The sequence below is a fragment of the Changpingibacter yushuensis genome (assembly GCF_014041995.1).
Taxonomy (GTDB): domain Bacteria; phylum Actinomycetota; class Actinomycetes; order Actinomycetales; family Actinomycetaceae; genus Changpingibacter; species Changpingibacter yushuensis.
Genome location: NZ_CP059492.1, coordinates 15214 through 31907 on the forward strand (window position 1 = coordinate 15214; position 16694 = coordinate 31907).

Below are 16694 nucleotides of genomic sequence, written 5' to 3' on the forward strand. Positions count from 1 at the left end.
GTAACCATGGCAGTGCAGCAGTACAAGGTGACTGGTATGACGTGCGGACATTGCGAGATGTCAGTTCGTGAAGAAGTCGGCGAGATTCCTGGCATTGAGGCCATCGAAGTCAGTGCCAAGACAGGCGACCTCAAGGTAACCGCAGGCAGCGCAATTGACGATGCCAAGATCCTTGCCGCAGTTGAAGAAGCTGGGTACTCGGCGGTGCGGGCCTGATGAAGGCCTCCACTAAACTCGCCGCTTACGTGGCGGGTCTGGCGGTCGTGTTCGGGGCGGCCTTCGGTATTGCCGGGGCCGTCATCCCGAGCAGCGTTGTAGAGAACTGGCAAGACCAAAGCGTCAGCGAGCACAGTTCCACAACGCCGGAGCCGACTACGGACATGACCAGCACCAGTCACTGAGGATTCCTGAACGCCACGCTGGCCCGTGGCGTCAAGTGAGAGCGAGAAGGCAATGAGCACAACTGCGAGCACAAGCATCGAGCTAGACATTGGTGGGATGACGTGTGCTTCCTGCGCAAATCGAGTGGAGCGCAAGCTCAACAAACTCGACGGCGTTGAGGCCTCGGTTAACTACGCCACGGAGAAGGCCAAGGTCATTGTTCCAGATGGCTACGATCCACTTCTCCTCATTACCGAAGTTGAGAATGCAGGTTACTCTGCCACCCTTCCCAAGAAGCAGCAGGTGGAACCTCAAGCTGATGGTAGCGAAGCAGACCCCGAACTCGATGCGCTTCGCCAGCGGCTCATCATTTCCATTATCCTGACGGTTCCGGTTATCGCGATGGCGATGATTCCGGCACTTCAGTTCACCTATTGGCAGTGGGCCTCGCTAACCTTGGCCGCGCCGGTGGTGGTGTGGGGCGCCTTCCCGTTCCACAGGTCCGCATGGATCAATCTCAAGCATGGCGCGGCCACCATGGACACGCTCATTTCGATGGGTACGATCGCTGCGTTCGCTTGGTCGTTGTATGCACTGTTCTTTGGGACCGCCGGTATGGCAGGCATGACCCACGCTTTCGAGCTCACTGTGGCTCCCAGCGACGGCGCTTCGAACATCTACCTCGAAGCAGCCTCAGGTGTCACAACCTTCATTTTGGCTGGCCGCTACTTCGAGAAGAGGTCCAAGCGTCGAGCCGGTGCCGCACTGCGGGCACTGTTGGAGATGGGTGCCAAGGACGTCGCGGTGTTACGCGGTGCTACCGAGGTTCTCATTCCGATTGACGACCTTCGAGTGGGTGACCGATTTGTTGTGCGTCCTGGCGGAAAGATCGCGACCGACGGCGTCGTAGTCGAAGGAAGTTCTGCGGTTGACGAATCGATGCTCACTGGTGAATCTGTGCCAGTGGAAGTTGGGCCACAGGATCAAGTGACGGGCGCAACGGTCAACGCCGGAGGCCGGCTAGTGGTGCGTGCAACGCGGGTGGGTGCCGATACCCAGTTAGCTCAGATGGCCCAGTTGGTTGAGGATGCACAGACGGGCAAAGCCCCGGTCCAGAGGCTGGCGGATCGTATCTCCGGAGTCTTCGTTCCAATTGTTATCGCAATTGCGGTGGCAACGCTCGGTGCTTGGTTGGGTGCGGGTTTCCCCGTCACCGCAGCCTTCACTGCCGCCGTTTCCGTTCTGGTTATTGCGTGCCCGTGTGCGCTTGGCCTAGCCACGCCCACCGCCCTACTCGTGGGAACCGGGCGAGGAGCCCAGATGGGTGTGCTCATCAAGGGACCAGAAATTCTCGAATCCACGCGCAAGGTGGATACCGTGGTTTTGGACAAGACGGGCACCGTAACCGCTGGCAAGATGACGCTCATGGATGTCCTCACTGAGCCTGGTGTGGAACGATCTGACGTGCTGCGCCTTGCAGGCGCAGTTGAAGACGCTTCAGAGCATCCCATCGCTCAATCGATCGCCAAAGCAGCTGTTCAAGAAGTCGGAATGCTGGCCACACCTGAAGATTTTAGGAACGTTGAAGGCAAAGGCGTCCAAGGTGTTGTGGACGGGCACGCCGTAGTTGTGGGGCGTGAGACCCTGCTCGCTGAATGGGCTGAGGAACTCAGCCCGGAGCTAGCCACGGCCAAGGCTGAGGCTGAACGTGAAGGAAAGACGGTGGTCTGCGTCGGCTGGGACGGTCAGGCCCGTGGCATCCTTGTGGTTGCTGACGTCGTTAAGCCCACCAGCGCCGATGCCATCAAGCAGCTCAAGGCACTCGGTTTACGCCCGGTTCTGCTGACCGGAGACAACAAGGCTGTAGCTGCTGAGATCGCTCGCGAGGTTGGGATCGACGACGTCGTCGCCGAAGTACTTCCAAGCGACAAGGTTGATGTGGTGAAGCGCCTTCAAAGCAAGGGCAACGTGGTGGCCATGATTGGCGACGGCGTCAACGATGCCCCGGCACTCGCCCAAGCCGATTTGGGCCTGGCGATGGGAACCGGTACTGACGTTGCGATCGAAGCCTCCGATATCACGTTGGTACGTGGGGATCTGCGCAGCGCGGTGGACGCAATTCGGCTCTCACGCAGCACGCTCAAGACTATTAAGTCGAATTTGTTCTGGGCATTCGCCTACAACACGGCTGCGATTCCGATTGCGGCTCTGGGTATGCTCAACCCGATGCTCGCTGGAGCAGCCATGGGCTTCTCCAGCGTGTTCGTGGTGGGCAACAGCCTGCGGCTACGCGGGTTCTCGAGCGTGGTCCGCTCAAAGAACTGAAGCAACGTGTAGATGGTGGGACTCGAATGCTGTTCCGGTCCTACCATCTACAGTGTGATGAAGATATGTGGCTACGTGCTGCATGAGGGAGATGAGTGAAAATGACAATGAACATTCCGGAATCGATCTCTACGGCTGCGCCCACATTGACCATCCGATCGGCAGGAATGGATCAAGAATCTGCCGGTGAGGATCGCCAGAGTGCTGGTGTTGCGGGAGATTCCCACGATTCTGTGGCCGATTCGGCTCAACCACATGACCTTTCCAGCCAGACGGCAGGCGAAGAATGCGAATCGTGCGCCACCCACCACCATGGCTACATCAAAGAGAAGGATGCCTTTCTCAAGCGCATGCGTCGCATTGAGGGGCAAGCCCGCGGCATCACCAAGATGATTGAGGATGAAAAATACTGCATCGACATCCTCACGCAGATCAGCGCCATGACCAAGGCTCTCGAAGCGGTGGGTTTGGGGCTGCTGGATGACCACCTCAAGCACTGTGTGCTGGATGCCGCCAAGGCTGGTGGTGATGAAGCGGACGCCAAGATGAAGGAAGCGAGCGACGCCATCAAGCGGATGGTTCGCTGATCCACAGGGCTATTGGGAAGCAAATTGTACTCGTGTACGATGGGCCGCGCGCCCTGTTGTGGATGTAACTGACTGCAGCTGTGTAGCAGGAGCATTCGGGTGCCCCACGTTGTATTTCGAGGAGCGCTGAGGAATCGCATGCTGTGGAAAATAATCCGATCGTATAGCCGGCCTCATCTGGGGCGGATCTGGGCAGTGATTGTCCTCCAGTTGATCGCTACGATCGCTACCCTTTATCTGCCAAGCCTCAATGCTCGAATTATCGACGAAGGCATCGCCCAAGGTGACACGAACCTCATCTGGCGCATTGGTGGCGTGATGCTGGGGGTGGCATTCGTTCAAGTAATCACCGCTATAGCTGCAGTGTGGTTTGCTGCGAAGGCCGCGATGGGGTTGGGGCGTGACCTGCGCGCAGCGGTCTATCGCCGGGTAAATTCCTTCTCAGTCCAAGATATCGGAGCTTTCGGCGCCCCCACCCTCATCACGCGCGGCACAAACGACGTGCAACAGGTTCAGATGGTCCTGCTCATGGCGCTTACCTTCATGGTGATGGTTCCCATCATGTCAATCGGCGGAATAATCATGGCTGTGCGCGAGGATGCTGGCCTTTCGTGGCTGGTGTGGGTTTCTGTTCCCGTATTGCTTGTGATTGTTGGCCTTTTGGTTCGTCAACTGGTTCCCCTGTTCCAAATCATGCAGAGCAACATTGACGACATCAACGCCGTGATGCGGGAGCAGATCATGGGTGTGCGCGTGGTGCGCGCATTCGTACGTGAACCGTATGAGAGGGAGCGTTTCAACGATGCAAACGCTGTGCTCACAGAAACCTCAGTGAGAATCGGCCGCCTGTTCGTCATCATGGGACCAGCGATAACGATGATCTTGCATCTGGCCACCTCCGCAGTGTTGTGGTTTGGAGGTCACAGAGTGGACGCCAATGTTGTGGAGATCGGTGCTCTGACGGCCTTCATGCAGTACCTCCTCCAGATTCTGGTGGCGGTCATGATGGGGACCTTCATGTTCATGATGTTTCCGCGTGCCGTGGTGTGTGCCCGGCGGATCACTGAGGTTTTGGATGTGGAGCCCTCCATGGCCGAACCCCAAAACCCAGTACACATTGCTCATCCTCACGGCAAGCTGGAGTTCCGCGATGTCACCTTCGCATACCCTGGTGCGGAGCAGCCGGTACTTGACGGCATTTCCTTCACGGTTCCCGCAGGATCCACCACAGCGATTATCGGTTCCACAGGTTCAGGCAAGTCCAGTTTGCTCAATCTGATTCCACGGCTCTACGACGCGACGTCGGGGCACGTGCTTATCGACGGCGTACCCGTGACCAAGCTTTCGCGCCAGACCCTCACGAAGCTCGTGGGATTCGTTCCGCAGAAGCCATACCTGTTTTCGGGTACCGTGGCCGCAAACCTCAGGTTCGGTTCCCCAGACGCAGACGAACGCAGTATGTGGGAGGCACTTGAGACCGCCCAAGCTGCGGAGTTCGTGCGTGAACGCGGGGCAGGAAGTGCTACCGGTGAAGGCTTGCATTCAACCATTTCCCAAGGTGGTACCAACGTCTCGGGAGGGCAACGCCAGCGCCTGAGCATAGCCAGAGCACTCATTGGGCGCCCACCCATCTACCTATTCGATGATTCTTTCTCCGCGTTGGACTTGACCACCGATTCCAAACTACGCGCCGCATTGCCCCACTTCACGGGTGGAGCAACAGTGGTGATCGTTGCCCAGCGCATTTCCACGATTACCAATGCCGATCAGATCCTCGTTTTGGAGGAAGGCAAGATTGTCGCTCGCGGCACGCATACCGAACTCCTCACAAGTTCACCCACGTATCAAGAGATCGTTGCTTCACAACTCAGTGCGCAGGAGGCGGCATGAGGTCCCGAAAAGGCACGAACCACCGCCACAAGAAGGTGGAACTCGAGACGTCGTCCAACAACGCCACGTTGAGTGAAGAAGAAATCAGCGAGCTTCAAGAACATGCCGGCGGCGGATCGTGGGGCGAGAGCGGCCCGCCGCGCAAGGCAAAGGCCTTCTGGCCCTCGGCAATCCGGCTCCTTTCGCTGTTCAACACGGAACGCCTGCCGATGACGGGTGTGCTCGCCATGATCGTGGTGGCAGTTGTATTCAACGTCTGGGCTCCAAACGTCCTCGGCGATGCCATGAACGTCATTTTTGCTGGCGCAATGGCTTCCCGCATGCCCGATACGCTGACGCGCGATCAGGTTATAGAGCAGGCGCGCCAGTCGGGGCAGACTCGGATTGCTGACATGCTTTCAGCCATGGACTTCGTGCCTGGCCAAGGCGTGGACTTTGGCCATTTGGGTAGGCTCATCCTCATCGTGTTGGGGATGTATGTGATCGCCCAACTCCTGATGTGGTTGCAGGGCCGCCTGCTCAATGACGTGGTGATGCGCATCGTCTACAGGTTGCGCCGCGACATCGAGGAGAAGATCAACCGCCTTCCGCTCTCACATTTTGACAACGCCCAGCGTGGTGACATCCTCTCCCGCACCACGAATGACGTGGACAACGTTCAGGCCGCCCTCCAGCAGGCCTTCACTAGCCTCATCTACTGCGTGCTGACCATCATCGGTATTACAGCAATGATGTTCTACCTCTCATGGCAACTCGCTCTGATTGCTTTGGTCGCGCTGCCGCTTTCCGCAATAGTGGTGGCGGTGGTCGGCTCACGATCTCAGACTTTGTTTGCAGCGCAGTGGCGCGATACAGGGCGTTTGAATGGGCACATTGAGGAATCGTTTACGGGCCATGAGATCGTCACGGTGTTCGGGCGGCAAGCTGCCATGGCGGAACGGTTCGATGAGCGCAATGAAGCCCTCTACGATGCGTCATTCCGGGCGCAGTTCTTCTCCGGAATGATCATGCCCATCATGCAATGGGTGAGCTACCTCGGATACGTGGGAATCGCTGTGGTAGGTGCGTTGCGTGTGGCTTCCGGCCAGATGACGTTGGGTGCCGTCACGGCATTCATTCAGTATTCGCGGGAGTTCAACCAACCCTTGGGCGAGGTTGCTTCGATGGCGAACATGATGATCTCCGGCGTGGCTTCGGCCGAACGGATCTTCGAGCTCCTTGATTCCCCAGAGGAAGAACCTGATCCTGCTGATCCTGCCGAACTGGTTCAGCCTGTGCGCGGAACAATCGAGTTCGACGATGTCTCCTTCTCATATTCGCCTGATGAGCCTCTGATTGACGGGCTCTCTATGAGTGCCGAACCGGGCCACACGATCGCGATCGTCGGGCCCACAGGCGCAGGCAAGACAACCCTCGTCAACCTCATCATGCGCTTCTATGAGATAGACGGCGGAGCGATTCGCTTGGACGGCGTAGACATCCACCGCCTAGCTCGTGGCACCGTACGCGGCCAAGTGGGCATGGTTCTTCAAGATGCCGTGCTTTTCAAGGGCACGATTATGGAGAACATTCGGTACGGACGTCTGGACGCGACCGACGACGACGTCGTCGGCGCAGCAAAAGCCACGTACGTAGATCGGTTCGTACGTTCTTTGCCGCTCGGATACCAGACGGTTGTTGAAGAAAATGGTGAGAACATTTCGGCTGGTGAACGCCAGCTGATCACAATTGCGCGTGCCTTCGTGGCCGATCCCGCGCTTCTCATCCTTGATGAGGCTACTTCTTCGGTAGATACCAGAACTGAGTTGCTTGTGCAGAAGGCCATGGCGGCGCTGCGCCTCAATCGCACGTCATTCGTTATTGCGCATCGTCTCTCCACTATTCGCGATGCGCACACCATCCTCGTGATGGAGAAGGGCGCGATCGTGGAACAAGGGAATCACCGCGAACTCATCGAAGCTGAGGGTGCCTACTATCGGCTCTACATGTCACAGTTCTCCGGGGTGTCCGAGGAGTAGTACTAGGGAGTGAGTGCCACCCCCGGCCCACCGGCATGAACTGTGCCCAGCCCACCGGCGTGAACTGTGCCCGGCCCACCGAAGTGACCTCAGCCTGACGCGGTGATGACTGGCACCACCTGCGGAAAGGGTGGTGTGGAGATCTGGGATGTGGCCACTGTCACCTACCAGCATGTGGTCACTGATTGCAGGCCGCGTAATACGCGACTAATCTAGTCATTAATCCCACCAACATGGTAGGAAATGTGGAATTGTGAGAGGAGCTCAGCATGGAACACGTCACCGTTGATTCCTGCCGCATCGACTCCCGAATGTCCGGTTCCATGTGTTGCCAGTGCCGAATGTGCCTGGCCACCAACTGCTGAGCTAGCTGTCTAAAGCGCACCGCGTGCGCTGACACCTCACGGTTACGAACGCATCGATTTAGGCGCACCATCTTGAGCGCCAATCGTTAGCACCCCGCTGCCTGTTCCATGGCACAACCATGCTCGAACGGCGGTAATCCTCCCAAAGAACTTCCCCGGAGAAGAGGGAATCTGTGTCCATTTTGCAGGATACAAGTGCCATTTCTGACCAAGAAATTGGTGTGGCAGATACCGAAGGTGCGCTCCAGACGGATCGCCAGCCACAAGACTCACGAGTTGGCGGAATCCGCCGTTCTGAAGCGCTGGTCAAATTCCTGGCGGCGCGGCTGTTCCAAGCAGTCCTTGTGGTGTGGTCGGCCGTGACCCTCACATTCATTGCTGTACATGCGGCGCCAGGCAACATTGTGGACAACCTCTTGACCGACGCCGAACGTTCCAACGTGGAACTTCGAGCCCGAGTTATTCAAGAGTGGGGCCTGGACCGTCCGGTGTTCATCCAATACCTCGGATACTTGGGCAAACTCGTACGCGGTGACCTTGGAACCTCCTACGTGCAGCACAAGAGCGTGAATGCCATCTTTGCTGAGCAGTTCCCATACACAATCCAACTGACGATCACTGCCATGATCATCGCGACGGCAGTGGCGCTTCTGGGATCCCTCCTCATCTCCAACACCACACACCCACTCATTCGTGGCCTCTATGAAGGAACAGAACTCACGCTTCTTTCCACACCTCCGTTCTGGTTCGGAATCCTGTTGCTGGCAGTCTTTTCTTTCCAGCTCGGTTGGTTCCCTGTGGCAGGGGCGTCTGGCTTGGCGGCTTTGGTGTTGCCCGCGCTGGCTATCGGGATACCTGAAGGTGGCAATCTCTCCCAGATTTTGCGGCAAGGGATCGGCAGAGGATTGGATCAACCGTTCGTCACGACCGCGCGTAGCCGGGGGCTCTCCGGTGGTCAGATTAAGCGGCGCCACCTTCTACGCCATGCCAGCATTCCGGCAGTGACGGTGGGAACCATGATGATCGGCAATCTGTTGGGTGGTGCCGTGATTACCGAGCAAGTGTTTGGGCGCCCGGGCCTGGGGCAGATCGCAGTCAATGCCATTACCTCTAAGGACCTCCCGGTGATTCTTGCCGTGGCCTTCGTCAGTTCGCTCGTTTTCGTCATCGCTTCGACTGTTGTTGATCTGCTCTACTTCGCGATCGACCCGCGCATTCGCGGAGCACTTGGAAGGAAAGCCTCGTGAGCATCTTGCATAAGGAACGCACGGTCGACGTCGTCGTTGCCAAACCAACGTGGGCCGTTTCGCGTAACAAGACTGTGGTGGCAGCTGGAGCATACTTGCTGGTCATAGGGTTCTTCGTTGCCTTCCCGCACATAGTGACCAGCCACGATCCTCTTGAGACGGATCTCCTGGCAGTAAACCTCTCGCCGTCTGCTGAGCACTGGGCGGGTACCGATTACCTCGGGCGCGATCTGTTTGCCAGAATCGTCTACGGTGCCCGCTACTCCATTGGAATTGGCCTCGCGGTAACACTCATTGCACTGGTATTCGGAACCATCTTGGGTGTGCTGGCCGGCACCACGCGGTCTCGGGCGGTAGACACCGTGGCGATGCGCTGCATCGATGTTCTCTCATCGTTCCCCTCCGTACTTCTCGCGCTGGTCATTGTGGGTCTGACGGGTGCCGGAATTCCCAATCTCATTGTGGCGCTGGGAATCGGCGGAATTCCCTCGTTTGCTCGCATGATCCGCGCAGAAACAAAAGGCGTAGTGCTCTCCGAGTACGTCGAACAGGCCTCCACCTTTGGCCTGAGTCGCTGGCAAATCCTCATGCGGCACGTTCTGCCGAACTCTCTCGGAGTGATCCCGTACATGATCACCATCAGCTTGGGTGGGGCAATCATGGGCGTTTCAGGCTTGAGTTTCCTTGGAATTGGCCCGCAACCACCTACACCGGAATGGGGAACGATTCTCGCTGAATCGCGTAACTACTTGCGGATCGCCTGGTGGTCCGGAATCCTCCCGGGCATCGTCTTGGTGCTCACCGTCATTTCATTCACCGTTGTGGGACGCGCCTGGCAGTCCAAGTTCGAAGGGAGAGGGCAATGAGCATTATCCAAAGCCCAGCCAAGAGGAAGCCCATCGTGGACGCATCCGAGCTTGGTGGTGTGCGCGGCGAGGCCCATTACAGCCCCGCAGCCCAACTTGCACCGAGCCGAGCCGCGGACCAGACCATTCTGGACATCAAGGACCTGCGCATCGGGTTCGCCTCCGGTCCAGCGGGATCTGATCTTCGTGTTAAGGACGTGGTCAAGGGAATCTCCTTCTCACTACGTGCTGGCGAAACGCTCGGTATTGTCGGCGAATCCGGTTCAGGCAAATCCGTGACCGTGCGCAGTTTGCTCGGACTCACGGCTTCGAACCAACGCCAATCGACCGGTGGATTTTCACTATTTGGCGACGACGTCGCCGATTATTCCGAGAAGCAGTGGGCGAAGATTCGTGGAACTCGCATTGGATTTGTCTTGCAGGACGCTCTTTCCTCGCTAGATCCACTCAAGACGATTGGGCAAGAAGTGGCTGAGGCACTGCGCCCAACAGGCCGCCCTGGCAGCCTCGCGAAGTCTCCTGAGGTGCATGCATTGCTCCAGGCCGCCGGAATCCCAGATCCTCAGGTGCGGGCACGCCAGTATTCTCACGAGTTGTCTGGGGGGCTTCGCCAGCGCGCACTCATCGCCAGCGCAGTGGCCCAGAACCCTGATCTCATCATTGCTGATGAACCCACAACTGCTCTGGATGTGACGGTTCAAGCCCAGGTACTCGATCTTCTGCGTTCGAAGGTGGCCGAAGGCCATGGCCTCATCCTTGTTTCGCACGATCTGGCCGTGGTGGCTTCTGTCTGCGATCGCATTCTCGTGATGAAGGATGGCGTGATCGTGGAGGAAGGCCGCAGTGATCAGATTCTTTCCGATCCTCAAGAGGAGTACACGAAGCTTCTTTTGGCTGCAGTGCCATCGGCCGCATCGCGCGGATACCGGCTCGCAACTGTGGAACGCGTACCACTTGCCGCCAGATCGAACGAGTTGGGTCACGATCAGCCGGTCATTCTTGAGGCAACGGGCATCAGCAAGACGTTTGTTGGCCGCCACGGCGGTGTAGTGAAGGCGGTTGACGACACTTCCATCGCGCTCAAGAAGGGCCAAACCCTTGGGATCGTCGGGGAGTCCGGTTCTGGCAAGAGCACCCTTGCCCGCATAGTTGCCGGAATCATCGAACCTGATTCGGGCACGGTGAATCTCCAAGGCGAGCTATGGTCTCCCCTACCTGATCGCGTTCGCCGCAGCAGGCGCCACGAGATCCAGGTTGTTGCGCAGAATCCCCTCGCAACGTTCGAATCCCGCTACACCGTGGAACGCATCATCGCTGAGCCGATTCGCCAACTCACAAAGGCTTCGCGGGAAGATGCGGCAAAGAGGGTCGCCGAAGCGCTGGATCTAGTGCAGCTCGCCTCCCAAACCAAGGAACTCATGCCATGGAAACTCTCCGGCGGGCAGCGTCAGAGAGTCGCGATCGCCAGAGCGCTGGCCACCGATCCCAGCATCTTGGTTGCTGACGAAGCTGTTTCGGCGCTTGACGTATCCATCCAAGCTCAGATCCTTGATCTTCTTGCAGATATCCAAGCGGAAAAGGATGTGGCGATCCTCTTTATCTCCCACGATCTTGGGGTGATCCACCACATCTCGGATTCGGTCATCGTTATGCGGCACGGCCAGATTCTCGAGACAGGCTCTCCCGAACACGTTCTGGTTCACCCGCAACACGAATACACCCGCGAACTTATTCATTCACTGCCAGCACTTCCCGTGCCTACACACACAAAGGAAAACTCATGAGATCCATCCGGAAACGCTACGCTGCAGCTTTCGCTGCCGTGGCACTACTGCTCACTGGTTGCAGCGCACAGGCAGACACCTCATCGTCTGATTCCAGCGCTGAGTCTAGCTCTGAACCCATTTCGGGCCAGACGATTACATGGGCAATCGAAACTTCACCGACCACGCTCAATCCTCAGAAGAATAGCCAAGACGGCTTCGTGTTTATCGCGCGCAACTATGCCGATTCTTACCTGTACCTGGATGAAAACGGTGATTATCAGCCGTGGCTGGCTGAGGGCTATACGCTCAGCGACGACCAGCTGACCGTTACTCTCAATCTCCGTCAGGGAGTCACGTTCAGCGACGGCGAAGCCTTTAATGCAGATGCCGTTATCGCAAACTTTGATTACCTCACGTCGGATGAGAATTCCTCCACTCCACGATGGACGGGCATCCTCGAAAGCTATGAGAAGACAGATGACTACACGGTGGTATTCCACCTGAACGCCATTTCGCCACTCTTCCTCGAATCGCTCTCCGCAGTCACCACTGCGCCGGTTTCTCCGAAATCGCTTGAAAAGACTGACAGCCTGGAAACAGGCGGTCCAGATCTTGCTTTCGTGGGCGCATACACAGTGTCCAGCTACACCGAAGGCAGCGAGTTGGTTCTGGAAAAGAACGACAACTACGACTGGTCCGATTGGGGCCCAAGCGCGTTGGTCGAGGCGAACCCGGGTGCTCCCTATGCCCAGACTCAAGTCTTCCGCATACTTCCTGAGGCTTCGACCCGCACCGGCGCTCTCACCTCAAGCCAAGTTGACGTCGTTTACGGCGTTCCCTCGCAGGATATTTCTTTGTTTGACGACGACGACACGTACACCTACGGCCAAGTCCTCAACTCAGGCACGGTCTATTCGCTCTATTTCAACACGACCAAGGCTCCGTTCGAGGATATTCACGTTCGCCAGGCCCTCCAACAAGGTGTGGATTACGCCGCCGTCGTCGACTCTGTGTACTACGGGACCGGTACCCAAGCCACCCAATGGTTCTCTCCATCGAGCATCTTCTACGACGACGACTTCACGTCCAACGTGGCCTTCGATGCTGACGCAGCGAATGCACTACTCGACAAAGCTGGCTGGACTTCGCGGGATTCGGACGGCTACCGCACCAACGCTGCCGGTGATCGTCTGACGATCGCACTCAACGCAGATGCTCCCTACATTCGTGATTCGCGCGATGTCCTGTTCCAGGCAATTGCCGCGGAACTCCAAGAGAATCTGGGTGTTGAGCTCGACTTCCAGGCACTTGACCCCGGCACGGTCACAACCTTGTGGGAGGATAACAAGAACGACGCATTCGATAACTCGATGGGTTCCTCGGATATCTCGAGCTCCTTGGACCTCCTGCTGACCCCATGGAACCCACAGCGCATCTTCATCAACGAGGATGCCAAGGCTGCTGACCTCGTCAAGCAGGCGAAGGAAGCTCCCACCAAGGAAGAACGCAAGGCGCTCTACGACCAGGTGCAGGACTACGTGGTCAACGAACAGGCCTACATCCTCCCCTTGTACGTTCCGCGTGACAACTGGGCGGCCTCCGCCGCCATTCAGGGGATCAACGTCAGCGAGATCTCCGGCCACATCTTCTCAACAGTCGCAGTTTGGAGAGCTGAGTAATCATGACCGAAACCGTCGATCAGGCCCGAGTCATTGCGGCTACCCGCGTTATCACAGGAAAACCGGGTGAGGTTATCGAGGACGGCGCAGTTGCGATCCGAGGAACCAGTATCGCTTGGGTGGGCCAGCGTGGTGAGCTGCCAGAAGAGTTTCAGGCAGTGCCACTGGCTGAGTACCCGGGAGGCACGATTCTTCCGGGACTTGTGGAGACCCACGCGCACTTGGGTTCACGCCCAGGTTCGGGGCCCCGGGTACCGGATGTCGCCCGGCACGACCAAAGCTGGAATGCGCTCCATTCTGTCCATGTGTTGCGCCAACTCGGTTCTATCGGAATTACCTCTGCGCAGTCTCTGGGCTCCCGGTTCTATACCGACGTCGCCGTGCGGGAGGCAGTTGCTCAGGGCCTGATCGACGGTCCACGAATCGTGGCCGCAGGGCCAATGATCACCACTACAGCTGGCCATGACTGGAAAGATGGCGCGGAGGTTGATTCAATCGACGACATCCGGCACGCTGTGCGCGAGCATCACAAGGCGGGTGCCGACGTGATCAAAGCTGCCGTAACCGGTGGGTTCTTCACACCAGGTACTGCGCAGTGGAAGGCCCAGTTCTCAGTTGGTGAGATCAAGGTCTTGGTTGAGGAAGCTCATCGGCTTGGAAAACATGTGGCTGTGCATGCGCACGGTACCCAAGGTATTGAGCGAGCGGTTGAGGCCGGTGTGGACTACATTGCTCACGCCACCTTCATTTCCGACGACGGCACTACCCGGTTTGAGCCGGAGTTGGCCGATCGCATTGCCCGCGCAGGCATATACGTGGATGTGGCGGCGCCGCCGTCCTATCCACTGGTGCCGGGCGAGACCATCGCTCCTCGCGCCTACGAACTCTATTCGCACGGCGTGCGCATAGTGACGGGACATGATATCGGCGCGGTCATTCCGGCCCACGCCTACCTTTTCGGATTGCAGCAGTTGGAGGAGGCGGGTATTCCTCGGGACGAAATCCTCCTTGCAGCCACCTCCCGTGCGGCCGCTGCCATCGGACTGGCGGGTATCACTGGGGTAATCGCTCCGGAGTACGCTGCAGATCTGCTGGTAGTGACGGGGAATCCGCTCGAGGACCTCCACGCTCTCGATCATCGCGAACTGATTCTCATGCGCGGAAAGCAGTTTGTTCCTGAACCACTTCCGGAGTTCGTGGGCCGCGAGGGGATTGCGGATGGAAAACCAGGCAGCACAGAAGGCGAGCTCGCTCGCAGGGCTCGCCAGCTGCACTTCAAGGAGCTGCAGCAATGGTAGTTTTCGACCCCATCCAAGCACGCCATCACCTCCACCGCACGCCTGAGCTTTCCAACCGGGAGTATCAGACGTCCGCATATGTGGAACGTGCGTTGCGCAGTATGGGCGTGACCATTGTTGACGCGGGCTTAGAGACGGGCGTGATCGGCGAGATCACGGGCGGATCTGGACCTACCGTTGCACTGCGAGCAGATCTCGATGGCCTGCCAGTGACTGAAGATGCGAGCCATGCATTGCGTTCGCAGACTCAGGGGGTGATGCACGCTTGCGGGCACGATCTGCATATCGCTAGCCTGCTGGGCGCAGCAGCGCAGCTGAGCGAACGCGCCAGCGAGCTTCCCGGTTCTGTGAGGCTCGTGTTCCAGCCGGCAGAGGAGACAGGCCACGGATCCGACGTGATCCTTTCCTCTGGAGTTCTGGACGACGTCGCAGCCGTCATCGGCTTCCACAACAACCCCAACTACGCGCCAGGGAGTGTTGCTGTGGGTGAAGCGATGATGGCCGGATGCGTGCGGTTCGAGGTCAACCTGCGCGCCCAAGGCACCCATGGCGGATACCCAGAAAAAGGGACTGGCCCGATTGAAGCCCTGGCCACCATCGTTTCTGCATTGCAGACGATCGTGAGCCGGAACGTCTCTGCCTTCGATTCGGCCGTGCTGAGTGTAACGGAGGTTCACGGAGGGGACGTCTGGAACGTTATCCCTGCCTCGGCAGGTTTCTCCGGAACGGTTCGCACCTTCTCGCAGGCCACAGAAGACAGGGTGGAGAACCGCTTCCGAGCATTGGTGGAATCACTGGCAGCCGGATTTGGTCTTGGCGTCGATATCACATGGGAGCGCCTCGCGCGCCCGCTGATCAACAACCCGGAACTCCTCCACGTGTTGCTGCCTCAGGTAGCAACCGTTGCTCATGTGGCTGATCTACAGCCGTCCATGGCTGGTGAGGACTTCGCCGACTACCGGGCGAAAGCTCCCTTGTTCTTCGCCTTTGTTGGCTCCAATGGCCAACCTGGAGCAGCCGATTGGCACAGCCCGCAGTATGTGGGACTTGATGCCACCATTCCAACAGCAATCAGTTTCTATACACACAGCGCCGTAGCGGCGTTGCGCAATTTCGCATAAGAGAAAGAAGCATCGCTATGACTATCAGCAAGACTGCACAAGCGGGACTCCTGAATGTAGCCTCGAGCGAGGCGTGCCTAGTTCCCGAGCCTTCCGAGCGTCCTTTCGAGGAAACGAGCGTAGAACAGACTCCTGATGGTGCCTTCCGCCGCCAACGCAACGCATACACGAAGCGGTTTGGCTCTGAAGAGGGCCAGGCTCCGGTGATCCCGGGGCGCTACCGCGTTCTTGGCTCAATCGGTTGTGGCTGGAATCGCCGTCAGCGCATTGTGATTCGTTTGCTCGGACTTGGCGGCGTCTTCGTTCCTGAAGTGGTATATGGCCGAGATTCTGAAGGCTGGAAGCTCACGGTAGAGCCAGGTTCGATCGGTGAGAAGTTTGGATACGACCGCCTCAATGACTTCTACCGGGCAACCTCTGGAGACTTTTCCGGGCGTGGGACGTCACCAACCGTCGTCGACTTTGAGACCGGCAAGGTGGTAACCAACAACTACCATCTGCTATCTATCGATCTGGAAACGGCGTGGAAGCCATTCCATAAGGAAGGTGCTCCGGACCTGTACCCTGAGGAGCTGCGTGCGGAGATCGATCTCCTCAATCAGCAGTTGTTCGACGACGTCAACAATGGAACGTACAAGGTCATCTTCGCTACGAGTGAAGGCGCCGCGAAAGCTGCTTACACAGTGTTCGCAGCGCGCCTAGCTGATTACAATTTCCGTTTGGCCTCACGCCGTTACCTCTTTGGACCATCGATAACGGACTCCGACGTGCGTCTGTTCCAGACTCTCGAATCGTATGAAAACGGGTATCGCCCTGGCATCGCCGCAAAGCTTGGCGACGATGTGCTGCACATCTGGGACTTCCCGAACCTGTGGGCCTACGCGAGGGACCTGTTCCAGACTCCAGGGTTTATCGACGGCCCCGAACTCTACGAGCTTGGTTACGTTCCCGGAGAGGATGGCGAATACTCCCATGGATTCTCACGCCGAGAAGAAAACCCGTTCGGGCAGCCGGACTTCTCCGGGCGTGAAGCTCTGTACCAGAAGTGGCTCGAACCAGCAGGCCGCGAGAATCTAACTGGATCTCCGCTGTACTCCGGCCCTGGTGGCGGCGGCTCTTTTGAACTGTGGGATTTCGGCGAGTGATATGGG

General features: G+C 58.0%; 13 protein-coding genes. All 13 read left to right on the forward strand.

The window, feature by feature from the left end; all coding sequences use genetic code 11:
- Positions 1-6 precede the first annotated feature (6 nt).
- The 13 genes from H2O17_RS00065 to H2O17_RS00125 all read left to right on the forward strand — a co-directional run bounded on the left by H2O17_RS00065 (position 7) and on the right by H2O17_RS00125 (position 16688).
- Positions 7-216 (forward strand): heavy-metal-associated domain-containing protein, encoded by a 210-nt coding sequence (locus tag H2O17_RS00065; protein ID WP_182049789.1) that lies wholly within the window; start codon positions 7-9, stop codon positions 214-216.
- Positions 216-401 carry a hypothetical protein gene (locus tag H2O17_RS00070; RefSeq protein WP_182049790.1) on the forward strand — a complete coding sequence of 62 codons (186 nt, stop codon included), beginning with the start codon at positions 216-218 and terminating at the stop codon, positions 399-401. The genes H2O17_RS00065 and H2O17_RS00070 overlap by 1 nt, the downstream gene beginning before the upstream one ends.
- 52 nt (positions 402-453) lie before the next feature.
- Positions 454-2706, forward strand: coding sequence for a heavy metal translocating P-type ATPase (locus H2O17_RS00075; RefSeq protein ID WP_182049791.1), 2253 nt, complete (start codon positions 454-456; stop codon positions 2704-2706).
- Positions 2707-3026: 320 nt separating this feature from the next.
- The gene (locus tag H2O17_RS11580; RefSeq protein ID WP_281363088.1) at positions 3027-3293 is read left to right on the forward strand and encodes a metal-sensitive transcriptional regulator; all 267 of its coding nucleotides are present in this window, start codon (positions 3027-3029) and stop codon (positions 3291-3293) included.
- A 138-nt stretch (positions 3294-3431) separates the two neighbouring features.
- Positions 3432-5183 carry an ABC transporter ATP-binding protein gene (locus H2O17_RS00085; RefSeq protein WP_182049792.1) on the forward strand — a complete coding sequence of 584 codons (1752 nt, stop codon included), beginning with the start codon at positions 3432-3434 and terminating at the stop codon, positions 5181-5183.
- A complete protein-coding gene (locus H2O17_RS00090; protein ID WP_182049793.1) occupies positions 5180-7201 on the forward strand; it encodes an ABC transporter ATP-binding protein in 2022 nt (673 codons plus the stop codon). The genes H2O17_RS00085 and H2O17_RS00090 overlap by 4 nt, the downstream gene beginning before the upstream one ends.
- A gap of 538 nt (positions 7202-7739) precedes the next feature.
- On the forward strand, positions 7740-8813 hold the full coding sequence (locus H2O17_RS00095) for an ABC transporter permease (protein WP_220456778.1): 1074 nt from the start codon (positions 7740-7742) through the stop codon (positions 8811-8813).
- Positions 8810-9679: an ABC transporter permease gene (locus tag H2O17_RS00100; protein WP_182049794.1), complete on the forward strand. Its 870-nt coding sequence runs from the start codon at positions 8810-8812 to the stop codon at positions 9677-9679. Before H2O17_RS00095 ends, H2O17_RS00100 begins: the two co-directional genes overlap by 4 nt.
- On the forward strand, positions 9676-11463 hold the full coding sequence (locus H2O17_RS00105; RefSeq protein ID WP_182049795.1) for a dipeptide ABC transporter ATP-binding protein: 1788 nt from the start codon (positions 9676-9678) through the stop codon (positions 11461-11463). Before H2O17_RS00100 ends, H2O17_RS00105 begins: the two co-directional genes overlap by 4 nt.
- Complete coding sequence (locus H2O17_RS00110; protein WP_182049796.1) at positions 11460-13124, forward strand: ABC transporter substrate-binding protein; 1665 nt, start codon at positions 11460-11462, stop codon at positions 13122-13124. Before H2O17_RS00105 ends, H2O17_RS00110 begins: the two co-directional genes overlap by 4 nt.
- Before the next feature lie 2 nt (positions 13125-13126).
- A complete protein-coding gene (locus H2O17_RS00115) occupies positions 13127-14422 on the forward strand; it encodes an amidohydrolase family protein (protein ID WP_182049797.1) in 1296 nt (431 codons plus the stop codon).
- Positions 14416-15543, forward strand: a complete 1128-nt coding sequence (locus H2O17_RS00120; protein WP_182049798.1) for an amidohydrolase — start codon at positions 14416-14418, stop codon at positions 15541-15543. The genes H2O17_RS00115 and H2O17_RS00120 overlap by 7 nt, the downstream gene beginning before the upstream one ends.
- A 17-nt stretch (positions 15544-15560) precedes the next feature.
- On the forward strand, positions 15561-16688 hold the full coding sequence (locus tag H2O17_RS00125; RefSeq protein ID WP_220456779.1) for a glutathione S-transferase family protein: 1128 nt from the start codon (positions 15561-15563) through the stop codon (positions 16686-16688).
- The last annotated feature ends 6 nt before the right edge of the window (positions 16689-16694 follow it).

What these genes read in the sequence shown, in the direction of transcription:
- H2O17_RS00075 (WP_182049791.1), top strand. Translation starts at nt 454, where the DNA reads ATGAGCACAACTGCGAGCACAAGCATCGAGCTAGACATTGGTGGGATG.
- H2O17_RS00115 (WP_182049797.1), top strand. Translation starts at nt 13,127, where the DNA reads ATGACCGAAACCGTCGATCAGGCCCGAGTCATTGCGGCTACCCGCGTT.
- H2O17_RS00105 (WP_182049795.1), top strand. Translation starts at nt 9,676, where the DNA reads ATGAGCATTATCCAAAGCCCAGCCAAGAGGAAGCCCATCGTGGACGCA.
- H2O17_RS00065 (WP_182049789.1), top strand. Translation starts at nt 7, where the DNA reads ATGGCAGTGCAGCAGTACAAGGTGACTGGTATGACGTGCGGACATTGC.
- H2O17_RS00070 (WP_182049790.1), top strand. Translation starts at nt 216, where the DNA reads ATGAAGGCCTCCACTAAACTCGCCGCTTACGTGGCGGGTCTGGCGGTC.
- H2O17_RS00090 (WP_182049793.1), top strand. Translation starts at nt 5,180, where the DNA reads ATGAGGTCCCGAAAAGGCACGAACCACCGCCACAAGAAGGTGGAACTC.
- H2O17_RS00120 (WP_182049798.1), top strand. Translation starts at nt 14,416, where the DNA reads ATGGTAGTTTTCGACCCCATCCAAGCACGCCATCACCTCCACCGCACG.
- H2O17_RS00110 (WP_182049796.1), top strand. Translation starts at nt 11,460, where the DNA reads ATGAGATCCATCCGGAAACGCTACGCTGCAGCTTTCGCTGCCGTGGCA.
- H2O17_RS00085 (WP_182049792.1), top strand. Translation starts at nt 3,432, where the DNA reads ATGCTGTGGAAAATAATCCGATCGTATAGCCGGCCTCATCTGGGGCGG.
- H2O17_RS00125 (WP_220456779.1), top strand. Translation starts at nt 15,561, where the DNA reads ATGACTATCAGCAAGACTGCACAAGCGGGACTCCTGAATGTAGCCTCG.